The sequence below is a fragment of the Massilia agilis genome (assembly GCF_024756255.1).
Taxonomy (GTDB): domain Bacteria; phylum Pseudomonadota; class Gammaproteobacteria; order Burkholderiales; family Burkholderiaceae_D; genus Telluria; species Telluria agilis.
The window spans coordinates 566,764-588,529 of sequence record NZ_JANUHB010000001.1; the positions used below are offsets into that span (position 1 = coordinate 566,764).

Annotated in this window: 21 protein-coding genes; 3 read left to right on the forward strand and 18 right to left on the reverse strand. The window is 64.8% G+C overall.

The window, feature by feature from the left end; all coding sequences use genetic code 11:
- Positions 1–498 precede the first annotated feature (498 nt).
- From NX774_RS02530 to NX774_RS02590, 13 genes are all read right to left on the reverse strand, one after another.
- Positions 499–777: a glutaredoxin family protein gene (locus NX774_RS02530; protein WP_258820573.1), complete on the reverse strand. Its 279-nt coding sequence runs from the start codon at positions 775–777 to the stop codon at positions 499–501.
- Complete coding sequence (locus NX774_RS02535; protein ID WP_258820574.1) at positions 774–2,201, reverse strand: DegQ family serine endoprotease; 1,428 nt, start codon at positions 2,199–2,201, stop codon at positions 774–776. The genes NX774_RS02530 and NX774_RS02535 overlap by 4 nt, the downstream gene beginning before the upstream one ends.
- 227 nt (positions 2,202–2,428) lie before the next feature.
- Entirely contained in the window at positions 2,429–2,728 is a 300-nt protein-coding gene (locus NX774_RS02540) for a sigma-E factor negative regulatory protein (protein ID WP_258820575.1), read from the reverse strand.
- Positions 2,729–2,790: 62 nt separating this feature from the next.
- A complete protein-coding gene (rpoE, locus tag NX774_RS02545; protein WP_258809917.1) occupies positions 2,791–3,393 on the reverse strand; it encodes an RNA polymerase sigma factor RpoE in 603 nt (200 codons plus the stop codon).
- Between the two features lie 65 nt (positions 3,394–3,458).
- Positions 3,459–3,989 (reverse strand): protein YgfX, encoded by a 531-nt coding sequence (locus tag NX774_RS02550; protein ID WP_258820576.1) that lies wholly within the window; start codon positions 3,987–3,989, stop codon positions 3,459–3,461.
- 99 nt (positions 3,990–4,088) lie between these two features.
- Complete coding sequence (fabF, locus tag NX774_RS02555; RefSeq protein WP_258820577.1) at positions 4,089–5,333, reverse strand: beta-ketoacyl-ACP synthase II; 1,245 nt, start codon at positions 5,331–5,333, stop codon at positions 4,089–4,091.
- Positions 5,334–5,358: 25 nt separating this feature from the next.
- Positions 5,359–5,598 carry an acyl carrier protein gene (acpP, locus tag NX774_RS02560; protein ID WP_036168404.1) on the reverse strand — a complete coding sequence of 80 codons (240 nt, stop codon included), beginning with the start codon at positions 5,596–5,598 and terminating at the stop codon, positions 5,359–5,361.
- A 183-nt stretch (positions 5,599–5,781) separates the two neighbouring features.
- On the reverse strand, positions 5,782–6,519 hold the full coding sequence (gene fabG, locus NX774_RS02565; RefSeq protein ID WP_258820578.1) for a 3-oxoacyl-ACP reductase FabG: 738 nt from the start codon (positions 6,517–6,519) through the stop codon (positions 5,782–5,784).
- A gap of 46 nt (positions 6,520–6,565) precedes the next feature.
- The gene (gene fabD / locus NX774_RS02570) at positions 6,566–7,513 is read right to left on the reverse strand and encodes an ACP S-malonyltransferase (RefSeq protein ID WP_258820579.1); all 948 of its coding nucleotides are present in this window, start codon (positions 7,511–7,513) and stop codon (positions 6,566–6,568) included.
- 129 nt (positions 7,514–7,642) lie between these two features.
- Positions 7,643–8,629, reverse strand: coding sequence for a beta-ketoacyl-ACP synthase III (locus NX774_RS02575; protein WP_258820580.1), 987 nt, complete (start codon positions 8,627–8,629; stop codon positions 7,643–7,645).
- Positions 8,626–9,675 (reverse strand): phosphate acyltransferase PlsX, encoded by a 1,050-nt coding sequence (gene plsX, locus NX774_RS02580; protein ID WP_258820581.1) that lies wholly within the window; start codon positions 9,673–9,675, stop codon positions 8,626–8,628. Before plsX ends, NX774_RS02575 begins: the two co-directional genes overlap by 4 nt.
- Before the next feature lie 191 nt (positions 9,676–9,866).
- On the reverse strand, positions 9,867–10,049 hold the full coding sequence (gene rpmF / locus NX774_RS02585; protein WP_028104096.1) for a 50S ribosomal protein L32: 183 nt from the start codon (positions 10,047–10,049) through the stop codon (positions 9,867–9,869).
- 203 nt (positions 10,050–10,252) lie between these two features.
- Positions 10,253–10,750 carry a YceD family protein gene (locus NX774_RS02590; RefSeq protein WP_258820582.1) on the reverse strand — a complete coding sequence of 166 codons (498 nt, stop codon included), beginning with the start codon at positions 10,748–10,750 and terminating at the stop codon, positions 10,253–10,255.
- Between the two features lie 183 nt (positions 10,751–10,933).
- Here NX774_RS02590 and NX774_RS02595 point away from each other — a divergent pair, with 183 nt between their 5' ends.
- Positions 10,934–11,548: a Maf-like protein gene (locus NX774_RS02595; RefSeq protein WP_258820583.1), complete on the forward strand. Its 615-nt coding sequence runs from the start codon at positions 10,934–10,936 to the stop codon at positions 11,546–11,548.
- Between the two features lie 116 nt (positions 11,549–11,664).
- Positions 11,665–12,408: an SAM-dependent methyltransferase gene (locus tag NX774_RS02600; protein WP_258820584.1), complete on the forward strand. Its 744-nt coding sequence runs from the start codon at positions 11,665–11,667 to the stop codon at positions 12,406–12,408.
- Between the two features lie 115 nt (positions 12,409–12,523).
- Here NX774_RS02600 and NX774_RS02605 read toward each other — a convergent pair whose 3' ends face one another.
- The 4 genes from NX774_RS02605 to NX774_RS02620 form a co-directional block, all read right to left on the reverse strand.
- Positions 12,524–13,795, reverse strand: a complete 1,272-nt coding sequence (locus tag NX774_RS02605; RefSeq protein ID WP_258820585.1) for an EAL and HDOD domain-containing protein — start codon at positions 13,793–13,795, stop codon at positions 12,524–12,526.
- A 127-nt stretch (positions 13,796–13,922) separates the two neighbouring features.
- A complete protein-coding gene (locus NX774_RS02610) occupies positions 13,923–15,113 on the reverse strand; it encodes a 23S rRNA (adenine(2030)-N(6))-methyltransferase RlmJ (protein ID WP_258820586.1) in 1,191 nt (396 codons plus the stop codon).
- A gap of 122 nt (positions 15,114–15,235) precedes the next feature.
- A complete protein-coding gene (gene aceA / locus NX774_RS02615; RefSeq protein WP_258820587.1) occupies positions 15,236–16,534 on the reverse strand; it encodes an isocitrate lyase in 1,299 nt (432 codons plus the stop codon).
- A 382-nt stretch (positions 16,535–16,916) separates the two neighbouring features.
- Positions 16,917–18,122: an MFS transporter gene (locus tag NX774_RS02620; RefSeq protein WP_258820588.1), complete on the reverse strand. Its 1,206-nt coding sequence runs from the start codon at positions 18,120–18,122 to the stop codon at positions 16,917–16,919.
- 225 nt (positions 18,123–18,347) lie between these two features.
- Between NX774_RS02620 and NX774_RS02625 the strand changes: the two genes are divergently transcribed.
- Positions 18,348–18,941, forward strand: coding sequence for a PEP-CTERM sorting domain-containing protein (locus NX774_RS02625; protein WP_258820589.1), 594 nt, complete (start codon positions 18,348–18,350; stop codon positions 18,939–18,941).
- Between the two features lie 103 nt (positions 18,942–19,044).
- Here NX774_RS02625 and clpB read toward each other — a convergent pair whose 3' ends face one another.
- Positions 19,045–21,645: an ATP-dependent chaperone ClpB gene (gene clpB / locus NX774_RS02630; protein ID WP_258820590.1), complete on the reverse strand. Its 2,601-nt coding sequence runs from the start codon at positions 21,643–21,645 to the stop codon at positions 19,045–19,047.
- Between the last annotated feature and the right edge of the window lie 121 nt (positions 21,646–21,766).

A 21,766-nucleotide genomic window follows, 5' to 3' on the forward strand; every position in this document is an offset into this window, starting at 1 on the left:
GCATTGTTGCCCGCAATACGAAAAAAGCGCTCCGTTGAGGGATTGGCAATCCCCTGGCGAGCGCCTTATCAAACGCGAGAAGCTGATGTGCTGTGGACAGAAGCTTTTCCGGACCAGGCATTTTACCGGATTTCAGGGCAGAAAGCCGGGTTTCCCGGTGCCCCAGGCTGGGAAAATGGCTGTTTTTGGGGGAATTTCAAGCGGGGACGCTATCGCCCGTCCCTCAAGCCGTCGTCCCGACGAAAGTCGGCGGCCCCGCCGTGACCCATGCTGACCTTGAACAGAGACGGCGGATGTAGCCTCCACCAACACCGCCCCGTCGTCCCCGCGAAGGCGGGGACCCATGCTGACTTCGGTTCGTTCGCGGCTGTTCTACGCGCAACTGCTTCGGAAGCTCGGCATGGGTCCCGGCTTTTGCCGGGACGACGAGGTGCGGGTGCTGCTGCTTGTGCGCCGGACCGGCGGTCTATGGGTTCCCGCCTTCGCGGGAACGACGCATCAAACCGGTGCGGCCTGGTCGGCGCGCGGGCTTCGCTCCAGGTAGGACCGCACTGCCGCCTCGTCGAGGAAGTAATGGCACAGCTCCGGCTCGTCCAGGCGCCCGTACAGCACCGGCACCAGCTCGTCGAAGCGCGCCACCAGCGCCGGGTCGGCGTCCACGTCCACCACGTCCACGGCGAACGGCTGGCCGGGCGGGGCCAGCCGCTGCAGGGCCGCCAGCATGTCCTCGCACAGGTGGCACCAGCTGCGCGAGTAGAGCGTGAAGCGGGCCGTCATTGGCGCGGCTTGATGACCAGGTACTGGGTCACGTCTTCACGCCGCACCAGCACTGCCACCGCCTTCTTCGGGTCGAGCTTGGCGACGATGCCGTTGAACTGGCTCGCGCTCTTGATCTCAACATTGTCCAGCTGCAGGATCACGTCGCCCGGCAGGATGCCCGCCGTTGCCGCCCTGCCCTCGGCCGCCTCGACCAGCACGCCGGTGTCGGACTTGAGCTCGCGCCGCTGCGCGGGCGTCAGGTCGGTCACGTGCAGGCCCAGCGCGTTGGTCTCGGCCGGGGCTTTTTTCTGCTGCGGCTTGGCGCCCGGCTTTTCGTCCTGCAGCTCGACGATCGTGACCGGCACCTCCATCTGCTGGCCGCGCCGCCACAGCGTGACGGTGGCGCGGCTGCCGACCTTGGATGCGCCCACCAGGCGCGGCAGGTCGCGCGTGGTCTCGATCGGCTGGCCGTTAAAGCGCAGGATGATGTCGCCGACCTTGATGCCGGCTTTTTCTGCCGGACCGCCCGGCTCGACCATGGCCACCTCGGCCCCGCGCGCCTTCTCCAGGCCCAGCGCCTGCGCCACGTCGCGCGTCACTTCGCTGATCTGCACGCCCAGGCGCCCGCGCGTGACGTGGCCGGTCTTCTTGAGCTGGTCGGCCACGCGCATCACTTCCTGGATCGGCACCGCGAACGAGATGCCGTTGTAGCCGCCGGATAAGGTGGCGATTTGCGAGTTGATGCCGATGACTTCGCCGCGCATGTTGATCAGCGGCCCGCCCGAGTTACCCGGATTCACCGCCACGTCGCTCTGGATCAGCGGCAGGTATTCGCCGGTGTCGCGCGCCTTGGCCGAGATGATGCCGGCCGTGACGGTGTTCTCGAGGTTGAACGGCGAGCCGATCGCGATCACCCATTCGCCGACCCGGATCTTGTTCGAGTCGCCGATGCGCAGGGTCGGCAGGTTGCTCGCTTCCACCTTGAGCAGGCCGACGTCCGAGCGCATGTCGGTGCCGAGCACCTTGGCCTTGAACTCGCGGCGGTCGGTCAGCGTGACGGTCACCTCGTCCGCACCCTCGACCACGTGCGCATTGGTCAGCACGTAGCCGTCCTGGGAAATGATGAAGCCGGAGCCGACGCCACGCTGGATCTCTTCCTGCTGGCCGCCACGGCGGCCGCGCGGCGCGTTCTGGCCAAAGAAGCGGCGCAGGAATTCCTGCATTTCCTCGTCGCCCTGCCCCTGGCCCAGGCGGATGCGCTCGGTGGTGCGGATGTTGACCACGGCCGGGCCGACGTGCTCGACCAGGTCGGCGAAATCGGGCAGCCCCGTCACGGCGGGCGCGGTGACCGGGGCGGCGGCGCCGGCATGCGGCGAGAACGAGGCGCCGGTGGCCGCAAGCAGGCACGCCGACAGGACCATGCTACGAGTTTTGCTTGTCATAGGATCAATCGATCGGGTGGGGAATTGACGTTATGGTAAGCGAAATCACTGTGCCGTGTCGCGGGGCTGGGTGGCGGTCGGCTGTAGTTCTGGTCGGGCGTTCTGATTCCGGCCGAGCGACGGACGTAGGGTGGGCACTTGTGCCCACGCGTGTGCACGCGCCGCGTGACGGACGGTGGGCTCGAGAGCCCAGCCTACGGGGAAAACGTGGAGGCGGAATCTTGCGCTCAGGGCCGCGACGCGACGGCGACAGCCGGCTTGGGCTCGATCTCGGCCACGGCCTCGGCCCGGCGGCGCGACGGCAGCGGCTCGGCCGCCAGGCGCGCGCCAAGGCGCTCGGTGAAGCCCGGCGACAGGTCTTGCGCGCCCTGCGACCTCAACACGTCGCCGATTCGGTGGTAAACTTCCCATGCGTGATGGCCGTCAGCCGTATGCAGGCCGGCAAATGCCAGCTCAAGGTCGCCTGTCGGTAGTTCGCCGTCACAAAGGGCGGAGATGTGCTCACGGATTTTTTTGTTGGTTTCCATCTTATCCATCACGTAGGTAAGTGATCAAAACATCACCTGGTCTTACTTAAGATCATCGCTACCTACCGACGTTTGTCAACCGGGAAATCGAGCAAGGGCTTCAATTTCTCGGCGATGACTTCGCGTGCCCGGAAGATCCTGCTGCGCACGGTGCCTATGGGACAGGCCATCACTTCGGAGATTTCCTCGTAGCTTAATCCTTCAATTTCGCGAAGGACGATTGCCGTTCTCAGTTCGAGCGGCAAGGCTTCCATCGCGGCATTGACCGTATAAGCGATTTGCTTGCTGGCCAACACCGACTCCGGCGTGTTTATGTCCCGCAAGCTGTCCGCATCGTCAAACGCTTCGGCGCGCTCGGCATCGGCCTCGGTCGAGGTGGGTGCGCGCCTGCCCTGTGTGACGAGAAAATTTTTTGCCGTGTTGATTCCAATCCTGTACAGCCATGTATAAAACGCCGAATCGCCACGGAAGTGCCGCAGTGCCCGGAACGCCTTGATGAAGGTTTCCTGCACCACGTCTTCCGCTTCGGCCGGGTCGTGCACGAGGCGCGACACGAGCCGCATCAGCCTGCGCTGATACTTGGCCACCAGCAGGTCGAACGCCTGCCGGTCGCCGGCCTGGACGCGTTCGACCAGCAATTGATCACACTCGCGTTCTGTCGTCACTGACCATGCCCCATTGGCTGCAGCGGCGCCCCCTGTTGCTTAAGAGTTGGCCCGCTGCAATAAGTTCAAAGTATTTTGTGTTCCCCTGCATATGGGCGGTACGGCACGCCGGCATCCGGTGCCGGCGCTTGTCCGTGGCGGCCAGCGGCAGCGCGCAGCGCCACCGCGAGCGCGCGAAACTGCTGCGGCGCAACACTGTCGCGCAGGACCGGCAGCACCGTGAGCGCGCCGTCATCCGCGCGCAGCAGCAACAGCATCAGCTGCGGCCATACCGTCGAACCGGCCACCAGCGCGACGCCCGTTGCCGCCGGCGCGCTGCTCGCATCCTGCACGTCCACGTCCTGTTGTACCGTCAGGCGTAGCTGCCCGAGTCCAGATACATCAATCCGGTGCGTCTTTCCGTGCCGCGCCGCGGTATGCAGCAAGCATGCTGCTGCGACCAGGAAAAACAGCGCGGACAGGGGCGCCAGCGCAAAGCGTTCGCGCAGCACGCCGCCCACGGCGAGCGCGGCCGCCGCATTGCACAAGCCAAAGAGCGCGACGAGCGCACGCAGGCGGCGCGAGGGCACGACGATGGCGGATACCGCAATCGACATGAGGAAACGTACTGAGGGAAAAATTAAGAAGCGCCGGCCACAGCCAGGCGGATCAGCCCACCCTTTTTGACAAGGGCGGGCTGGGAAGGTTCAGAAAACTCAGACCTTTGCGAACACCAGGGTACCGTTGGTACCGCCGAAGCCGAACGAGTTCTTGACTGCGTAGTCGATCTTCATCTCGCGCGCCTCGTTGGCGCAGAAGTCCAGGTCGCAAGCGGGGTCCTGGTTGAAGATGTTGATCGTCGGCGGCGACACCTGGTTGTGGATCGCCAGCACGGTGAACACCGACTCGAGGCCGCCGGCGCCGCCCAGCAGGTGGCCGGTCATCGACTTGGTCGAGTTGACCACCAGGCGCTTGGCGTGGTCGCCGAAGGTGCGCTTGATGCCCTGCACTTCAGCCAGGTCGCCAGCCGGCGTCGAGGTGCCGTGCGCGTTGATGTAGTTGACCTGGTCGCGGTTGATGCCGGCATAGTTCAGGGCCGACACCATGCAGCGCGACGCGCCGCTGCCATCTTCCACCGGCGCGGTGATGTGGTTGGCGTCGGCGCTCATGCCGAAGCCGATCACCTCGGCGTAGATCTTGGCGCCGCGCGCCTTGGCGTGTTCGTACTCTTCGAGCACCATCACACCGGCGCCCTCGCCCAGCACGAAGCCGTCGCGGTCGCGGTCCCACGGACGCGATGCCGTTGCCGGATCGTCGTTGCGCGAGGACAGTGCGCGTGCCGAGGCGAAGCCGCCCAGGCCCAGCGGCGAGACGGTCGATTCGGCGCCGCCGGCGATCATCACGTCGGCATCGCCGTACTCGATCAGGCGGGCCGCCGCGCCGATGCAGTGCAGGCCGGTGGTGCAGGCGGTGACGATCGCCAGGTTCGGGCCGCGCAGGCCGAACTTGATCGAGAGGTCGCCCGAGATCATGTTGATGATCGAGGCCGGCACGAAGAACGGCGAGATGCGGCGCGGGCCGCGGCTGTCGTATTCTTCCTTGGTGGCTTCGATCATCGGCAGGCCGCCGATGCCGGAACCGACGATGACACCGATGCGGTCAGCGTTGGCGTCGGTGACTTCAATGCCGCTGTCGGCCAGTGCCTGGATGCCGGCGGCCATGCCGAAATGGATAAACGTATCCATGTGGCGGCCTTCCTTGCCAGGCAGGTAGTCCTCGACGTTGAAGTTCTTCACCTCGCCGGCGAAGCGGGTCGAGAACGAGGTCGCATCGAACTTGGTGATATTCGCGATGCCCGACTTGCCTGCGAGTGCTGCACTCCACGCATCGGCAATGGTATTGCCGATCGGGGAAACGCAGCCCAGGCCGGTCACGACGACACGACGGTTGCGTGAACTCAAGCGATTCTCCTGGAAACTGGACAGCTTAGGCCTTGACGTGCGCTTGTGCGTACTCGATGGCTTGACGCACGGTGGTGATCTTCTCGGCCTGCTCGTCCGGGATTTCCATTTCGAACTCGTCTTCCAGTGCCATCACCAGTTCAACGGTATCGAGGGAATCTGCGCCGAGATCGTCAACGAACGAAGAGTCGATTTTGATGTCTGCTTCGGCAACGCCCAGTTGCTCAGCGACGATTTTTTTAACGCGTTGTTCGATATCCGACATGTTATGGCTCCATTTAGGTATGTGTTGCGGAAAGTGCGCGCATTTTATCAGGTTTGCGCGCCGAAAAACTATTTTCAACGTCTGCGGCCAATTCGGCCGCAATTACTGCTAAAAGACGGGAACTCTGCCATACGCCCCGCCGGTTCGTACCAGGCACTATGCCCGAACCGGCGCGCGTTTGCATCAGTTCATGTACATGCCGCCGTTCACGTGCAGGGTCGTGCCCGTGATGTAGGCAGCCTGCGGGCCGGCCAGGAAGGCGACCGCATGCGCGATGTCTTCCGGCGCGCCCAGGCGGCCCAGCGGGATTTGCGTGAGCAGCGCCTCGTGCTGGCCCTCGCCCAATGCCTTGGTCATGTCGGTGTCGATGAAACCCGGCGCGACGCAGTTGACCGTGATGTTGCGGCTGCCGATTTCGCGGGCCAGCGCGCGGCTCATGCCGGCCACGCCCGCCTTGGCGGCAGCGTAGTTCATCTGGCCCGGATTGCCGGCCGCGCCGACCACCGAGGTAATGTTAATGATACGCCCATGCTTGGCCTTCATCATCCCGCGCAGCACCGCGCGCGACAGGCGGCCCACCGCGGTCAGGTTGGTGGCGATCACGTCGTCCCACTCCTCGTCCTTCATGCGCATGGCCAGCTGGTCCTTGGTGATGCCGGCGTTGTTGACCAGGATGGTGACGGCGCCAAAGGTTTTGGCCACGTCGTCGATCACCGCGCCGCACTGCTCGGCGTTGGTCACGTTCAGCACCACGCCCTTGCCGCCGAACTCGGCCAGGTAGCCGCTGATCGCCTCCGCGCCCGACTCGGTGGTGGCGGTGCCGACCACCTTGGCGCCCTGGCGGGCCAGCTCGAGGGCGATGGCCTTGCCGATGCCGCGCGAAGCGCCGGTGACGAGGGCGATTTGGTTTTCCAGGTTCATTGATGTCCTCTTTCTTAAACGACGGTCACGATACTACAGCGGCCCCTCAGGCCTGGTTGAGAGCACTCAACACACGTTCCAGCGATTCCTGATCCATCAGCGCTTCGCCCACCAGCACCGGATCGATGCGCTTGGCCATGCCGATCAGCGTCTTGGACGGCGCGCACTCGACCACCTGGGTCACGCCGCTGGCCGCCATCTTCTGCATGGTTTCGACCCAGCGTACGGCGCCGGCCGCCTGGCGCACCAGCGCGTCCTTGATCTGCTCGGGGTCGCTGACCACGGCCACGTCCACGTTGTTGATCACGTCGATCTGCGGTGCGGCGAAGGTGAGCTTGGCCATGTAGTCGCGCAGGCGGTCCGATGCGGGCTTGAGCAGCGACGAGTGGAACGGTGCCGACACGGCCAGCTTCATGGCGCGCTTGGCGCCCTTGGCCTTGGCGATCTCGCAGGCCTTCTCGACGGCCGCGGTGTGGCCGGCGATCACGATCTGGGTCGGCTCGTTGAAGTTGACGGCTTCGGCCACTTCGCCCGGGACTGCAGCCTGGGCTTCGGCGCACACGGCGCGCACGTCGTCGGCCGACAGGCCCAGGATCACGGCCATGCCGCCCTGCCCGACCGGGACCGCTTCCTGCATCGACTGGGCGCGGAAACGCACCAGCGGCACGGCGTCCTTGAACGGGATCACGCCGGCGGCCACCAGTGCCGAGTATTCGCCCAGGCTGTGGCCGGCGACCACGGACGGCGCCTTGCCGCCCGCGGCGATCCACGCGCGGTACACGGCCACGGCTGCGGTCAGCATCACCGGCTGGGTGTTGGTGGTCAGGTCCAGCTCTTCCTTCGGGCCTTCGGCGATCAGCTTGCCGATGTCCATGCCCAGCGCGTCGGAGGCTTCGGCCACGGTGTCGGCCACGACCTTGTTGCCGGCAAAGCCGTTCAGCATGCCGACGGCCTGGGCGCCCTGGCCCGTGAAGAGGAATGCGAATTTGGTCATCGTTATCTCTTTCGTTTTTTTGGACGTTGCGGGGCATCCCGCATTTGTAGGGTGGGCTCTCGAGCCCACGCGGTCGGTCACGCGGCGCGCATCACCGCGTGGGCACAAGTGCCCACCCTACGTGTCAGATCACATGCGCGCGAGGATCGCGCCCCAGGTGAAGCCGCCGCCCACGCCTTCCATCAGCACGTTCTGGCCGGGCTTGACGCGGCCGTCGCGCACCGCCTGGTCCAGCGCCAGCGGGATCGAGGCGGCCGAGGTGTTGCCGTGCTGATCCACGGTCACGACCATCTTTTCTTCGGGCAGCTTCAGCTTTTTGGCGGTGCCCTTCATGATGCGGATGTTGGCCTGGTGCGGGATCAGCCAGTCGATGTCCGACGGCTGCATCTGCGCCGCTGCCAGTGCTTCGGTCGCCACTTCTTCCAGCACCTTGACGGCCAGCTTGAACACAGCCTGGCCATCCATGTACAGGTAGCCGCTGCCCGCCAGCGCGCCGTCGGCCAGGTTGCCCGGCACCGACAGGATGTCGGCGTGGCTGCCGTCCGCGTGCAGCTTGGTGGCCAAGATGCCCGGCTCGTTCGAGGCGGTCATCACCACGGCGCCGGCGCCGTCGCCGAACAGCACACAGGTGGTGCGGTCCGCGAAATCGAGGATGCGCGAGAAGACTTCGGCGCCGATCACGAGCACGTTCTTGTGCGCGCCCGACTTGATGAAGGCGTCGGCCACCGACACCGCGTACACGAAGCCGCTGCACACGGCCTGCACGTCGAATGCCGCGCCGCCGCTGGTCATGCCCAGCTTTTTCTGCACGATGCAGGCGGTGCTCGGGAAGCTGCCGAGGAAGTCGGGGGTGGAGCTGGCGACGATCACCAGGTCAATGTCGGCCGGGCTCTTGCCGGCCATGTCGAGCGCCTTCCTGGCCGCTTCGACCGCCAGGTCCGAGGCATTCTGGCCCGGTTCGGCGTAGTGGCGCGCGGAGATGCCGCTGCGCGTGACGATCCACTCGTCCGAGGTCTCGATGCCCTTGGCGGCCAGTTGCGCGGCCAGGTCGTGGTTGGTCACACGCCTTGCCGGCAGGTAGCTGCCGGTGCCGATGATTTTGCTGTACACGGTCATACTGAACTCTGCTTGATGGTTGCGCCGGGCGCTTCGGCAGGGGTGGACTTGGGCATCAGCTCGGCGATCATCGTCGAGAGCTGCTCTTGCACGTTGTATTTGGCGGCATCGAAGGCGCGCCGGATCGCCCATTCGAAGCCGTAGGCATCGGCGCCGCCGTGGCTCTTGAACACCAGGCCCTTCAGGCCCAGGAGGCCCGCGCCGTTGTAGCTCTTCGGATTGAGCTTCTTGAGCGACTTGTAGGCGATCAGCGCGCCGAGCATCGACAGCAGGTTGTCGCGGAAGGCCGACTTGAAAAAGTGCGCCAGACCCTCGATCGCCTTGAGCGTGACGTTGCCCACGAAACCGTCGCAGACCACGACGTCGGTCGTGCCCTTGAAGATGTCGTTGCCTTCGATGTTGCCATAGAAATTGAGTGCGCCGCGCTCGTGGTCGGCGCGCAGCAGGGTGGCGGTGGCCTTGACCACTTCGTTGCCCTTGATGTCCTCGGTACCCACGTTGAGCAGGCCGATGGTCGGCTTGCCGATGCCTTCCATGGCCGAGCACAGCACCGAGCCCATGATCGCGAACTGGTGCAGGTGGTGCGGCTCGCAATCGACGTTGGCGCCAAGGTCGAGCATGTAGGTGGGTTTACCCTTTTCGTTGGGCAGGATCGAGCAGATGGCGGGACGATCGACGTCGGCCATGGTCTTGAGCACGTAGCGCGAGACGGCCATCAGCGCGCCGGTGTTGCCGGCCGAGACGCAGGCGTTGGCGCTGCCATCCTTGACCAGCTCGATGGCCACGCGCATCGACGAATCCTTCTTGCGGCGCAGCGCCACTTCGATCGGGTCGTCCATGGCCACCACTTCGGTGGCGTTTTTCACCGACAGGCGCGGGTGGCTGTCGGCATGTTGTTTCTTGAGTTCGGCGCGAAGTTCGTCTTCGCGGCCGACGAGAATGAGTTCCGCTTCCGATTCCTGCTTGAGGAAGGAAATGGCTGCCGGGATCGTGACCGCGGGGCCGTGATCGCCACCCATGCAGTCGATGGAGATTTTAATTGTCATTTGTCGGGGTCGTGCCGCAGTTCAAACCTAGCGGACGGCGCAAATCGACCTGCGCATGGCTCGTGGCCAGCCAGGGTCGGCGGTATTCAAAATGACGGTGTGCAAGCTTGGATTGCAGCCGAAGACAAAGAAAAAGCGGCGCCACGCCAACCAGGTACGTTGCACCGCTTTCATGTTACGACAAACGTCGATTACTCGTCGTTCTTGGTCTTGAGGACTTTACGGCCACGGTAGAAACCGTTCGGGCTGATGTGGTGACGCAGGTGCGTTTCACCAGTGGTCGGCTCGACAGCCAGGTTCGGCGCCACGAGGAAATCGTGCGAACGGTGCATGCCGCGCTTGGACGGGGATTTCTTATTCTGCTGAACTGCCATGATGACTCCTAATACATAAGTTCTAAAATTCTAACACATTCGACTTGCAAATACATGCGCATCGAGTATCCCATCGGCAATCTCTGCCGAATCACGTTTAAAACGCTGCCCTACTCACTTACTGCTAGACGTACTCGACTACTGCACGCGTTTGACACGTTCTTGACTTACTGCTTGTTCTTGTACTGCTTGCTCAGTACCGCTTATTCGGATTTCAGGTTCTTCAGGCCGGCGAACGGCGAAACCTTCTCGGCCTTGACGGAGTCCAGCAGGCTGGTATCCGGGCACACCTCGTGCTTCGGCGACTGCGGCAGGGCCAGCAGGGCCTCGTCTTCCAGCAGGTCGCGGATGTCGCAGCAGTTGCTGCCGACAATCACGTCGATGCGCTCGTCATCGAGCAGCTCCTCGATCTCGTCTGCCTCTTCGTCGTCGCGCCCGAGCACCAGCACGGTGGACGAATCGATCTCGTAGCCAAACGGCTGCAGGCAGCGCTGGCACACCAGCTGCACGGTGCCGGCCACCGACAGCGTGAGCGACGGGTAGCCTTGCGGCGTCGTGCCGCCCTGGATCGACCAGCGAATCTCGCCAGTCTGATCGGCGCAATCGGCCGCCAACCGGGTCATTTCAGCGACTGGCGTGACGCCTTCGCGGTAGCCGTTGTTTCGACAAAATTCGAAAGCGTCGATGACAAAAGCGCTCATTGGAGAAATCGGACCCGGAAAACCTGCGATAATAACAGGCTTATCCCCGAAGAGTCAAAGACTTACACGGTTTTTTTAGGCCTGGCGCAAACGCTGTTGCAACAGGCTCAAGTATTCATCGGCTTTGCTTCTGGGGATGGCCTAACTATCTGTTTTTCTTATGAATTCTTTTGAGCGCCCGAGATGATACCAAGTTCCCCTGTCCCGCGCCTGATCCTCGCATCCAGCTCGGCCTACCGGCGTGAACTGCTGGCGCGGCTGCAGCTGCCGTTCGATGCGGTCGCGCCCGGCATCGACGAGACGCCGCTGGCGGGCGAAGCGCCGACCGACACCGCGCTGCGGCTGGCGCGCGAAAAAGCACGCGCGGTGGCGGCCAGGGCGCCGGGCGCCCTCGTCATCGGGTCGGACCAGGTCGCCACGCTCGATGGCGAGCAGATCGGCAAGCCGGGCAGCCACGCCGCGGCGCTGGCCCAGCTGCAAAAGATGCGCGGGCGCGAGGTGGTATTCCACACCGCGCTGTGCCTGTGGGACGGGCGGGTAGCGGACCCGGAGCAGGCCGCGCAGCTGCAGGACGTGCAGGTGGTGGTGGCGTTTCGCGACCTGCCCGACGCCGAGCTGGACGCCTACCTGCGCATCGAACAGCCCTACGACTGCGCCGGCAGCGCCAAGAACGAAGGGCTGGGGATTGCGCTATTGGAGCGGATCGACAGCAGCGACCCGACCGCGCTCACCGGCCTGCCGCTGATTGCGCTGACCACCATGCTGCGCCGCGCCGGTGTTTCATTTTTTGACCTGTAATTTGTATCGTTAGCCCACCCGTCGTTCCCGCGCAGGCGGGAACCCATGCTGAGCCGGCATTCACGCGGCCTATGGGTTCCCGCCTGCGCGGGAACGACGGCTCACACTTTGCCGATATGCCTGGAACTCTTTACCTGATCCCCAACACCCTCGGCCCGGCCGAGCCTGACGCACTGGCCCAGATCCTGCCCGAACAGGTGCAGGCGATCGCCTCGCGCCTGGACTATTTCGTCGGCGAGAACGCGAAGACCACGCGCGCCTTCCTGAAGCTGGTCGGCGCGCGCCATCCGCTCGCCCGGCCGTTGCAGGAAATCCAGATCGCCGAGCTGAACGTGAACACGCCGGCGCAAGCGCTCGCCGCCCTGCTGGAACCGCTGCTGGCCGGACGCGACGCGGGCCTGGTGTCCGAAGCCGGCGTGCCCGCGGTGGCCGACCCGGGCGCGGACCTGGTGCGCCTGGCACACCAGCACGGGGTGCCGGTGCGCCCGCTGGTGGGGCCGTCGTCGCTGTTGCTGTCCGTGATGGCCAGCGGCCTGAACGGGCAAAGCTTTGCCTTCAACGGCTACCTGCCGACCGATGCGGAGCAGCGCGCCAAGCGGATCCGCGAGCTGGAACAGCGCTCGCGCAAGGAAAAACAGACGCAGCTCTTCATCGAGACGCCGTATCGCAATGCGGCGATGCTGGAGGCGCTGGTGGCGGCATGCCAGCCGGGGACGCTGGTGTGCGTGGCGACCGACCTGTCGCTGGCGAGCGAGTCGGTGCGCACGATGACGGCGGCGAAGTGGAAGGCGGCGCTGGCCGCGGGCAAGGGGCCGGACTTCCACAAGAAGCCGACGGTGTTTTTACTGCTCGGACAGTAAGCGCGTAGGGTGGGCAGCTTGCTGCCCACGCGTCCAACCCAAGCTGGCACTAGCTGAACGCGTGGGCAGGAAACCTGCCCACCCTACATGTCTCAGCCAAGTCCTGGCGCAGTGCTTAATGCACCTCGTAAGCCAGCTCCTGCACCCACTCGAACGCCGCCAGCTCGATCTCGCGCATCGCCTTGACGGTCAGGCCCAGCTTCCTGAGCAAGCCGGACAGCACCTTGCCGCACTCGGCGTTTTCCAGCATTTCGGCCACCTTCAGCATCAGGCCAAAGTCGCCGGTGCGCTCCAGCAGCGCGGCGCGCACGTCGTCGGACACCTCGACCCGCGACAGGATCTCGCCCATCGGGATCGAGAACAGCGCATCGGCCAGCGACAGCACCCCCACCGTGAACGCGCGCTCGGCGCTGGCGGCGTCGCCCGGCCGCACTTTTTGCGTGATCAGCTCGAGCAGCTTGCCGCGCGTGGTCGCCATCTGCAGCAGCGGCGAATTGAGCTCGACGCGGCCGCCCGGGGCGGTGTAGAGCAGGATCTGCAGCCAGCGCTGCAACTGGCTGCGGCCCAGCAGCGCCAGCGCCTCGGTCACCGATTCGATACGGCGCCCGGTGCCGGCGGCACGGCTGTTCACCAGCCTGAGCAGGTTCAGGCTGATCAGGGCGTCGCGCTTGACGGCAGACTCGACCGCCTGCTCGTCCGCCTTGGAGTTGATCAGCTCAAGCAAATGCAGAATCGCCATTTCTGACGGCGAAATCTTCTTGCCCGACAGGATGGCCGGGCGCGCGAAATAGTAGCCCTGGAAATAGTCGAAGCCCAGGTCCATGCACATGTTGAACTCGTCCACGGTCTCGACCTTTTCGGCCAGCAGCTTTTTGCTCGGCCTGCGCAGCGAGGCGGCCAGCCTGGGCAGGAGCGCGTGGTCGATGCCCTGCAAGTCGACCTTCACCACGTCCACCAGCTCGACCAGCTGCTCCACGTCGGCGGAACGGTCCACCACGTCGTCCAGCGCGAACTTGAAGCCGAGCTGCTTGAGCTCGGCCACGCGCGCCAGCAACCGCTCGGTTGGCTTGACGGTTTCGAGGATTTCGAGGATAACTTTATGCGGCGGGAGGAAACGCACGAAGTCGCTCATCAGCACGTCTTCGTCGGCGTTGACGAATGCCAGCTGGTCGCCCACGACCTGCTCCATGCCCAGTTGCGAGGCGTGCGAGATCACGGCGGCCGTGGCGGCCGCGCCATTGGTCATCTGTGCATCGTCGTGCTCGCCGGCGGCGCGAAACAGCAGCTCGAAGGCCACAAGGTGCTGGTCGCGGCCAAGGATGGGCTGGCGCGCCAGGAAAAATTCTTCGGAGGGCGTGGACGAGACTGCCACTGCTTCGGCATGCATGTAAAAACTCCCGGAAACGTTGCTACACCGGAAGGTGCGGCAAGGGCAGGCCTGTGTCTTTTGCGCGCCCATACCGAATATACTACATAAACGCCAAACTTAGCATTTCGACATCGAATCGCGTGCCTTATCCGCGACGGCCACCGCCGCGGCCCGGGCCGGCAAAACCTTTGGGGCGCGCCGGGCCAGCGGGCCGGCCTTCCCTGCCCTGCACTGCAGGACGCTCCTGGCGCGCGCCCTGTGCCGCCGGACGTGCCTGGCGATTGCCCGGCGCTGCCTCGCGCTGCGGGCCGGCCGGCTTTTGCCGGTCTTCGTCCGCACGCATCGACTGTCCGGGCAGGCGCAGGCTGCCGGTGCCGGCCAGCGGGCTGGCGCGGCGCGCATTGCCGACCGGCTGGCGCGGGCCCGCGCCGGTGCGCGCGGCGGCGGCGCCGGTCACTTGCGTGCCCTTTTCGATATGGAAGGTGGCGGCGGCATCCTTGCCCAGTACCCGTACCAGGTAAGGCATCACCTGGCGCAGCAGCGGTTCGAGCGTGTACGGCGGGTTCAGGATGAACATGCCGCTCGTGTGCAGGCCGACGCCATCCGGCGTGGGGGTGGAAATCGTGAGCGTGACGTGCAGCCATTCCTTGGCCGGCAGGCGCTTGAGCTTGTCGGCGAACTGGCGCGACTCCATGCGCTGCAGCACGGGGTACCACACTGCGTAGATGCCCGACGGGAAGCGGCCGAGCGCCTCGTCCAGCGCATCCTTGACGCGGCGGTAGTCGTCCTTGACTTCATACGGCGGATCGATCAGCACCAGCGCGCGGCGCGACGGTGGCGGCAGCAAGGCCTTCAGGCTCAGGAAACCGTCGCCGCGCTCGATCATCACGCGGCGCCCGCGCGCGCGCTGGCCCTGCTCGGCCTTGTGCGCTTCGAGCTTGCGGAAGTTCTCGGCCAGCACCTTGCTGTCGGTGGGATGCAGCTCGAACAGGCGCAGGCGGTCCTGCTCGCGCGCCATCTGCTCGGCGATGTAGGGCGAGCCCGGGTAGTAGCGCAGCTTGCCACTCGGGTTCATCGCACGCACCAGGTCCACGTACTCGGCCAGCGGCTCGGGCATGTCGCGGCAGTCCCACAACGGGCCGATGCCGGTCGCGTACTCGGCGTTCTTGGAAGCGTAGTCGCTGTCGAGCGCGTACACCCCGGCGCCCGAGTGGGTGTCGATGTAGGTGTAGGCCGTGTCCTTCTGGTTCATGTACTTGTGCAGTTGCACCTGCACGAAGTGCTTGAGGACGTCGGCGTGGTTACCGGCGTGGAAGGCGTGGCGATAGCTGAGCATAGGTGGGATCCCGTCCGTAATCCGGCATTATCGCTTAGAACGCCACGCCGTCCCAAGCACGGACGAAAAAACGCCGCAGCGGGCACGACAACCCGCTGCGGCGAAGACCCTGCAAAAGCCGTTTAGGCGACCTTCTTCTCGTCGAAGAACTGTTCGTCTTCGGTCGAGCCGTGCAGTGCGGTGGTCGAGCTCTGGTTCTGCTGGATGGTCTGGGTCACGGCGTCAAAGTAGCCGGTGCCGACTTCGCGCTGGTGCTTGACGGCGGTGAAGCCCTTCTCGGCAGCGGCGAATTCCGATTCCTGCAGCTCGACGAAGGCCGACATGCCGCGGCGTGCGTAGCCGTGGGCCAGGTTGAACATGCTGTAGTTCAGTGCGTGGAAGCCGGCCAGCGTGATGAACTGGAACTTGTAGCCCATGGCGCCCAGCTCTTTCTGGAACTTGGCGATGGTGGCGTCGTCCAGGTTTTTCTTCCAGTTGAACGACGGCGAGCAGTTGTAGGCCAGCATCTTGCCCGGGAACTTGGCGTGGATCGCGTCGGCGAAAGCCTTGGCGTAGGCCAGGTCCGGCTTGCCAGTTTCGCACCACACGAGGTCGGCGTACGGGGCGTAGGCCAGGCCGCGCGAGATTGCCTGCTCCAGGCCCGGTTTCACGCGGAAGAAGCCTTCCACGGTGCGCTCGCCGGTGCAGAACGGCTTGTCGTTGGGGTCCACGTCGGCGGTCAGCAGGTCGGCCGCTTCGGCGTCGGTACGGGCCACCAGGATGGTCGGCACGCCCATGACGTCGGCTGCCAGGCGGGCTGCGGTCAGCTTCTCGACTGCTTCACGGCTGGGCACCAGCACCTTGCCACCCATGTGGCCGCACTTCTTGACCGAAGCGAGCTGGTCTTCGAAGTGCACGCCGGCGGCGCCCGCTTCGATCATGGACTTCATCAGTTCGAAGGCGTTGAGCACGCCGCCGAAGCCGGCTTCTGCGTCGGCCACGATCGGGGCGAAGAAGTCGATGTCGTCTTTGCCTTCGGACCATTGGATCTGGTCGGCGCGCTGGAAGGTGTTGTTAATGCGACGGACCACAGCCGGCACCGAGTTGGCCGGGTACAGCGACTGGTCCGGGTACATTTCGCCAGCCAGGTTGGCGTCGCCGGCGACCTGCCAGCCGGACAGGTAGATGGCCTTCAGGCCAGCCTTGACTTGCTGCATGGCCTGGTTGCCGGTCAGTGCGCCGAGGGCGTTGACGTAGGCTTCATTGTTGATCAGGTCCCACAGTTTTTCGGCGCCGCGGCGGGCCAGGGTGTGGTCGATCTGGACCGAACCACGCAGGCGCACGACGTCCTCGGCGGTGTAGGCGCGCTCAACGCCTTTCCAGCGGGGGTTGGTTTCCCAATCCTTTTTCAGTGCCGAGATTTGCTGTTCGCGAGTTGCCATGGTGTTTCTCCTAATGAGGTAAGCGAAGTTGGAAAACCGAATCCGTTGATACAAATGATAGGCCGGCTTGTGCGCAGCAGCACAGGTCTTCTATAAGACACACAACTAAAATTTTTCGCTTTAAATTCCTATACTTAGCTTCTCTCTTCCATGATGCGAAATGAAATTTCTCAAAATGGAATATGTGGCTTCGATTTCTCGGCGCCATTTTTCGCATTGCGCAATGGGGTAACCGCGATCTGAAATGCCGAGCCCGATCACCCGTTCAACCCATGGTAGGTTTTGCTGCGGCGTGGGAGTTGACTGCAGGCAACGAAAGGAGCGCGTCAGCGCAGGGAACGCGCGCCGGGGCGGCGCGCGGGGAAAGCCGAACCGCGGCGGTTCAGGCGTTTTGCAGGGAGGGAGTGCGGCGGGTGCCGACCGTGACGGCAGTGGCGATAGCCAGCGCCTGGAACAGCGCAATGCCGACGAACACCCAGGCCGGGTGGCTGGCATCCATCAGCGCGCCGAACAGCAAGGGGCCGAGCGCAAGCCCGCTGTCCAGCCCCGAATAGACCACGCCGAACACACGGCCGGTGGCATTCTTGGGCGCGGCGCTGCGGATCAACAGGTCGCGCGAGGGGCCGGCCACGCCGGAGGCCAGGCCGATCAGGCCCATCAGCACCACCACCAGCGGCCCCGGCACCACGCCGGCCGCGAGCAGCAGCGCCAGCACGGCGGCCAGCGTAAAGGCGAACGCGATGGTGCGGTCATGGTTGCTGGAGCGCGCGGCAAAGAAGCCGCCCATCACCATGCCGCCTGCCGAAGCCAGCATATAGATGGTGTAGGCGCTCGTGGCCGCGGCCAGCGAGATGCCGTAGGTGGCCACCAGCGCGGTCGAGGCAAAGCTCTGGATCCCGGCCAGCGCCACCGCCGTCAGGAAGAAAAAACCAAAACACATCCAGACTTGCGGCAGGCGCAGGAAATCGAAGGAACCGCCCTCTTCCCGGGCGGCAGGCCGAGCCGGGGCGGCGACGGTGCGCAGCACGCTGCGGTTGAGCAGCAACAGCGCCAGCACGCCGAACGGGATCAGCGCGGCGGCCACCAGCGCGACGCGCCAGTTCGACAAGGCGGCCACGGCCGCGAGGAACACGGGCGCGGCGGCCCAGCCCAGGTTGCCCGACACGCCGTGCACCGAGAACGCGTGCGCCAGCCGGGGCTTGGACACGCGCTGGTTGAGCAAGGTGTAGTCGGCCGGATGGAAGACGGCGTTGCCGCAGCCGGCCAGCATCGAGCCGGCCAGCAGCAAGGCGTAGTTGGGCGCGCTGGCCAGCACCAGCGCGCTGGCGCCCAGCAGCGCCAGCCCGGCAAACAGCACCGCGCGCGCGCCCACGCGATCGACGATGAAGCCGGACAGCGCCTGGCCGATGCCGGAGACGACGAAGAACACCGTCATCAACAGCCCCAGCTCGGCATAGCTCAACCCGAACGCGGCCTTAATCCAAGGGAACAGCCCGGCCAGGATCAGGTGAAAAAAGTGCGACACGCCGTGCGCGATACCGACCAATCCGATGACCCGAGCGTCGTCGCGCAAGCTTGCTTCTGCCATGTGGTTTCCCCCTGATTTGTTTTTTGAACAGCAAGTGTAGCCAAAATGGGAGATTGCTGCCGGCGGGCCCGCCGCGTCAGCTTGATGCGCGGCCCAGGCTATTGGCTTGGCGCGCACGATTGATTTCCAGCAGGAATACTTAAAAAAAAGAATTGGAGTAGTGTTTTGGTGTCAACTCAAAATGACAATCTTGGTTGCAACAATAACACTAAAGGAAACCGAAAAATGCTGACGAAGACCATCACCCGGGCCATTCTTTCCATCCTGTTGGCCGCAGGATTCACCTCCGCCCACGCCGGCGTCGTCACCTTCCAGGGCGTGACGTTTACGGCGACCACGAGCGGCAACGTGCTGACGCTGGAAATCGACGCGGCGCACCCGACCGGCGACTGGACCAATGCCACCACGATCGGGGCGCTGGGCATCGCGTCGATCGGGACCTTCACCTCGGCCACCATGCTGTCCGCCCCAGGCGCAGCCGCCGGCTGGAGCCTGCAAGGGAACGAACTGAATGCGAACCAATGCAGCGGCGCCAGCCAGCCCAACAAGGTTGCCTGCTGGTCGGGGACGCACGTGGCGCTGGCCGACGACATGATCTTCAAGTTCTCGTTCGCCGGCAACAAGCTGGACCTGGCGGAGCCAAACGTGAAGGTCAACTTCTTCGTCGGCGGCGGCACGAAGAAGGTGGGCAGCCTGTTCTCGCAGGCGGTGCCGACGGCGGTGACGCCGCCGCCGACCGAAGTGCCGGAGCCGGTCAGCGCGGCGATCCTGCTGGGCGGGCTGGGGTTGATGGGACTCGTCAGGCGCAAGCGCGCGTGACCGCAGGCTCGGGTTGGACGCGTGGGCGGCAGAGCCGCCCACCCTACAAAAAAACGCCCGGCCGCTTGCGCGGATCGGGCGTTTTCACATCCACGGCCAAGTTTTACTTGGCCAGCTCGACCTCCTTGTCGAACACCAGCTCGCCGCCGCGGGTATCGACGCGGATGGTGTCCTTCGGCCCGAAGTGGCCGGACAGGATCTCCTTGGACAGCGGGTTTTCGATCTGCTGCTGGATCGCGCGCTTGAGCGGACGGGCGCCATACACCGGGTCGAAGCCGGCTTCGGCGATCTTCTGCAGCGCCGCTTCCGACACGTCCAGCCGCATGTCCATCTTCTCGAGCCGCTGTTCCAGGTTCTGCAGCTGGATCTTGGCGATCACGCCGATGTTCTTCTCATCGAGCGCATGGAACACCACGATCTCGTCGATCCGGTTGATGAACTCGGGGCGGAAGTGCCCGCGCACCTCGGCCATCACCGCCAGCTTGACCACCGCCGGGTCGTCGCTGTCCATCGACTGGATCTTGTGCGAACCCAGGTTCGAGGTCATCACGATCACCGTGTTCTTGAAGTCCACGGTGCGGCCCTGGCCATCGGTCATGCGGCCATCGTCCAGCACCTGCAGCAGCACGTTGAACACGTCCGGGTGCGCCTTCTCGATTTCGTCCAGCAGGATCACGCTGTACGGCTTCCTGCGCACGGCCTCGGTCAGGTAACCGCCTTCCTCATAGCCGACATAGCCCGGCGGCGCGCCGATCAGGCGGGCCACCGAGTGCTTCTCCATGAACTCGCTCATGTCGATGCGGATCAGCGCTTCCTCGGTATCGAACAGGAACGCGGCCAGTGCCTTGCACAGCTCGGTCTTGCCCACGCCCGTCGGGCCGAGGAACATGAACGAGCCATACGGCCGGTTCGGATCCGCAAGGCCCGCGCGCGACCGGCGGATCGCATCGGCCACCGCGGTGATCGCCTCGTCCTGGCCGACCACGCGCTCATGCAGCTTCTGTTCGATGTGCAGCAGCTTGTCGCGCTCACCCTGCATCATGCGCGAGACCGGAATGCCGGTCGCGCGCGAGACCACCTCGGCGATTTCCTCGGCGCCCACCTGGGTGCGCAGCAGCTTGGGATTGGCTTCCTCGGTCTTGACCGTGGTGTCCTCGGCCTGCTTGAGCTGGCGCTCCAGTTCCGGCAGGCGGCCGTACTGCAGCTCGGAGACCTTCTGCCAGTTGCTCTGGCGCTTGGCTTCCTCCATCTGCTGGCGGATGCGCTCGATCTCTTCCTTGATGTGGGTGGTCCCCTGCACCATCGCCTTCTCGGCCTTGAGCACTTCCTCGTAATCGTTGTACTCGCGTTCCAGGCGCGCGATTTCCTCGTCGAGCAGCTCCATGCGGCGCATCGAGGCCTCGTCGGTCTCCTTGCGCACGGCTTCGCGCTCGATCTTCAGCTGGATCAGGCGCCGTTCGAGCTTGTCCATCACCTCCGGCTTGGAGTCGATCTCGATCTTGATCTTCGAGGCTGCCTCGTCAATCAGGTCGATCGCCTTGTCCGGCAAAAAGCGGTCGGTGATGTAGCGGTGCGACAGCTCGGCCGCGGCGATGATGGCCGGGTCGGTGATCTCGACCTTGTGGTGCAGCTCGTATTTCTCCTGCAGGCCGCGCAGGATGGCGATGGTCGCCTCCACGCTCGGCTCGTCCACGATGATCTTCTGGAAGCGGCGCTCGAGCGCGGCGTCCTTCTCGATGTACTTGCGGTACTCGTCGAGCGTGGTCGCGCCGATGCAGTGCAGCTCGCCGCGCGCCAGCGCAGGCTTGAGCATGTTGCCGGCGTCCATGGCGCCCTCGGCCTTGCCGGCGCCGACCATGGTGTGGATCTCGTCGATGAAGACGATGGTCATGCCCTCGTCCTGCGCCAACTCCTTGAGCACGGCCTTCAGGCGTTCCTCGAACTCGCCGCGGTACTTGGCGCCGGCCAGCAGGGCCGCCAGGTCAAGCGACAGCACGCGCTTGCCCTTGAGCGAATCGGGCACTTCGCCATTGACGATGCGCTGGGCCAGCCCTTCCACGATGGCGGTCTTGCCCACGCCCGGCTCGCCGATCAGCACCGGGTTGTTCTTGGTGCGGCGCTGCAGGACCTGGATCGCGCGGCGGATCTCGTCGTCGCGGCCGATCACCGGGTCGAGTTTGCCCATGCGGGCGCGCTCGGTCAGGTCGAGGGTGTACTTCTTGAGCGCCTCGCGCTGGCCTTCGGCGTCCTGCGAATTGACGGACTCGCCGCCGCGCACGGCCTGGATCGCCGATTCGAGCGCCTTGCGCGCCAGCCCATGCTCGCGCGCCAGGCGCCCGGCCTCGGATTTATCCTCGGTCAGGGCCAGCAGCACCATTTCGGAAGACAGGAACTGGTCGCCGCGCTTTTGCGCTTCGCGGTCGGCCAGGTTCAAGAGCGACATCAGCTCGCGCCCGACCTGGATCTCGCCGCCGGTGCCGGACACCTTGGGCAGGCGCTCGAGCCCGCCCTTCAAGGCATTCGTGAGGCCGCCCACGTTCACGCCGGCGCGCTGCAGCAGCGAGCGCGCCGCGCCGTCGTCCTGGTTCAGCAGTGCCACCAAGAGGTGCACCGGTTCGATGTAAGGATTGTCGTTGCCGACCGCCAGGCTCTGGGCGTCCGCCAGCGCTTCTTGCAGCTTGGTCGTCAGTTTGTCTTGCCGCATGGTAATACTCCCTAGTGAGTGTTCTTTAACTAGGAAGCAAAGTTGGGATGGGGCTGCGGGTTTTCAAGGTGGCATTTTGGACAGGCCCACGTAGGGTGGGCGGGTTTCCCGCCCACGCGTC

Excerpts from the sequence above, each read along its gene's own strand:
- NX774_RS02530 (WP_258820573.1), bottom strand. The coding sequence starts at position 777 with ATGACGGCCCGCTTCACGCTCTACTCGCGCAGCTGGTGCCACCTGTGC.
- NX774_RS02535 (WP_258820574.1), bottom strand. The coding sequence starts at position 2,201 with ATGACAAGCAAAACTCGTAGCATGGTCCTGTCGGCGTGCCTGCTTGCG.
- NX774_RS02540 (WP_258820575.1), bottom strand. The coding sequence starts at position 2,728 with ATGGAAACCAACAAAAAAATCCGTGAGCACATCTCCGCCCTTTGTGAC.
- NX774_RS02550 (WP_258820576.1), bottom strand. The coding sequence starts at position 3,989 with ATGTCGATTGCGGTATCCGCCATCGTCGTGCCCTCGCGCCGCCTGCGT.
- acpP (WP_036168404.1), bottom strand. The coding sequence starts at position 5,598 with ATGTCGGATATCGAACAACGCGTTAAAAAAATCGTCGCTGAGCAACTG.
- fabG (WP_258820578.1), bottom strand. The coding sequence starts at position 6,519 with ATGAACCTGGAAAACCAAATCGCCCTCGTCACCGGCGCTTCGCGCGGC.
- fabD (WP_258820579.1), bottom strand. The coding sequence starts at position 7,513 with ATGACCAAATTCGCATTCCTCTTCACGGGCCAGGGCGCCCAGGCCGTC.
- NX774_RS02575 (WP_258820580.1), bottom strand. The coding sequence starts at position 8,629 with ATGACCGTGTACAGCAAAATCATCGGCACCGGCAGCTACCTGCCGGCA.
- plsX (WP_258820581.1), bottom strand. The coding sequence starts at position 9,675 with ATGACAATTAAAATCTCCATCGACTGCATGGGTGGCGATCACGGCCCC.
- rpmF (WP_028104096.1), bottom strand. The coding sequence starts at position 10,049 with ATGGCAGTTCAGCAGAATAAGAAATCCCCGTCCAAGCGCGGCATGCAC.
- NX774_RS02590 (WP_258820582.1), bottom strand. The coding sequence starts at position 10,750 with ATGAGCGCTTTTGTCATCGACGCTTTCGAATTTTGTCGAAACAACGGC.
- NX774_RS02595 (WP_258820583.1), top strand. The coding sequence starts at position 10,934 with ATGATACCAAGTTCCCCTGTCCCGCGCCTGATCCTCGCATCCAGCTCG.
- NX774_RS02600 (WP_258820584.1), top strand. The coding sequence starts at position 11,665 with ATGCCTGGAACTCTTTACCTGATCCCCAACACCCTCGGCCCGGCCGAG.
- NX774_RS02605 (WP_258820585.1), bottom strand. The coding sequence starts at position 13,795 with ATGCATGCCGAAGCAGTGGCAGTCTCGTCCACGCCCTCCGAAGAATTT.
- NX774_RS02610 (WP_258820586.1), bottom strand. The coding sequence starts at position 15,113 with ATGCTCAGCTATCGCCACGCCTTCCACGCCGGTAACCACGCCGACGTC.
- aceA (WP_258820587.1), bottom strand. The coding sequence starts at position 16,534 with ATGGCAACTCGCGAACAGCAAATCTCGGCACTGAAAAAGGATTGGGAA.
- NX774_RS02620 (WP_258820588.1), bottom strand. The coding sequence starts at position 18,122 with ATGGCAGAAGCAAGCTTGCGCGACGACGCTCGGGTCATCGGATTGGTC.
- NX774_RS02625 (WP_258820589.1), top strand. The coding sequence starts at position 18,348 with ATGCTGACGAAGACCATCACCCGGGCCATTCTTTCCATCCTGTTGGCC.
- clpB (WP_258820590.1), bottom strand. The coding sequence starts at position 21,645 with ATGCGGCAAGACAAACTGACGACCAAGCTGCAAGAAGCGCTGGCGGAC.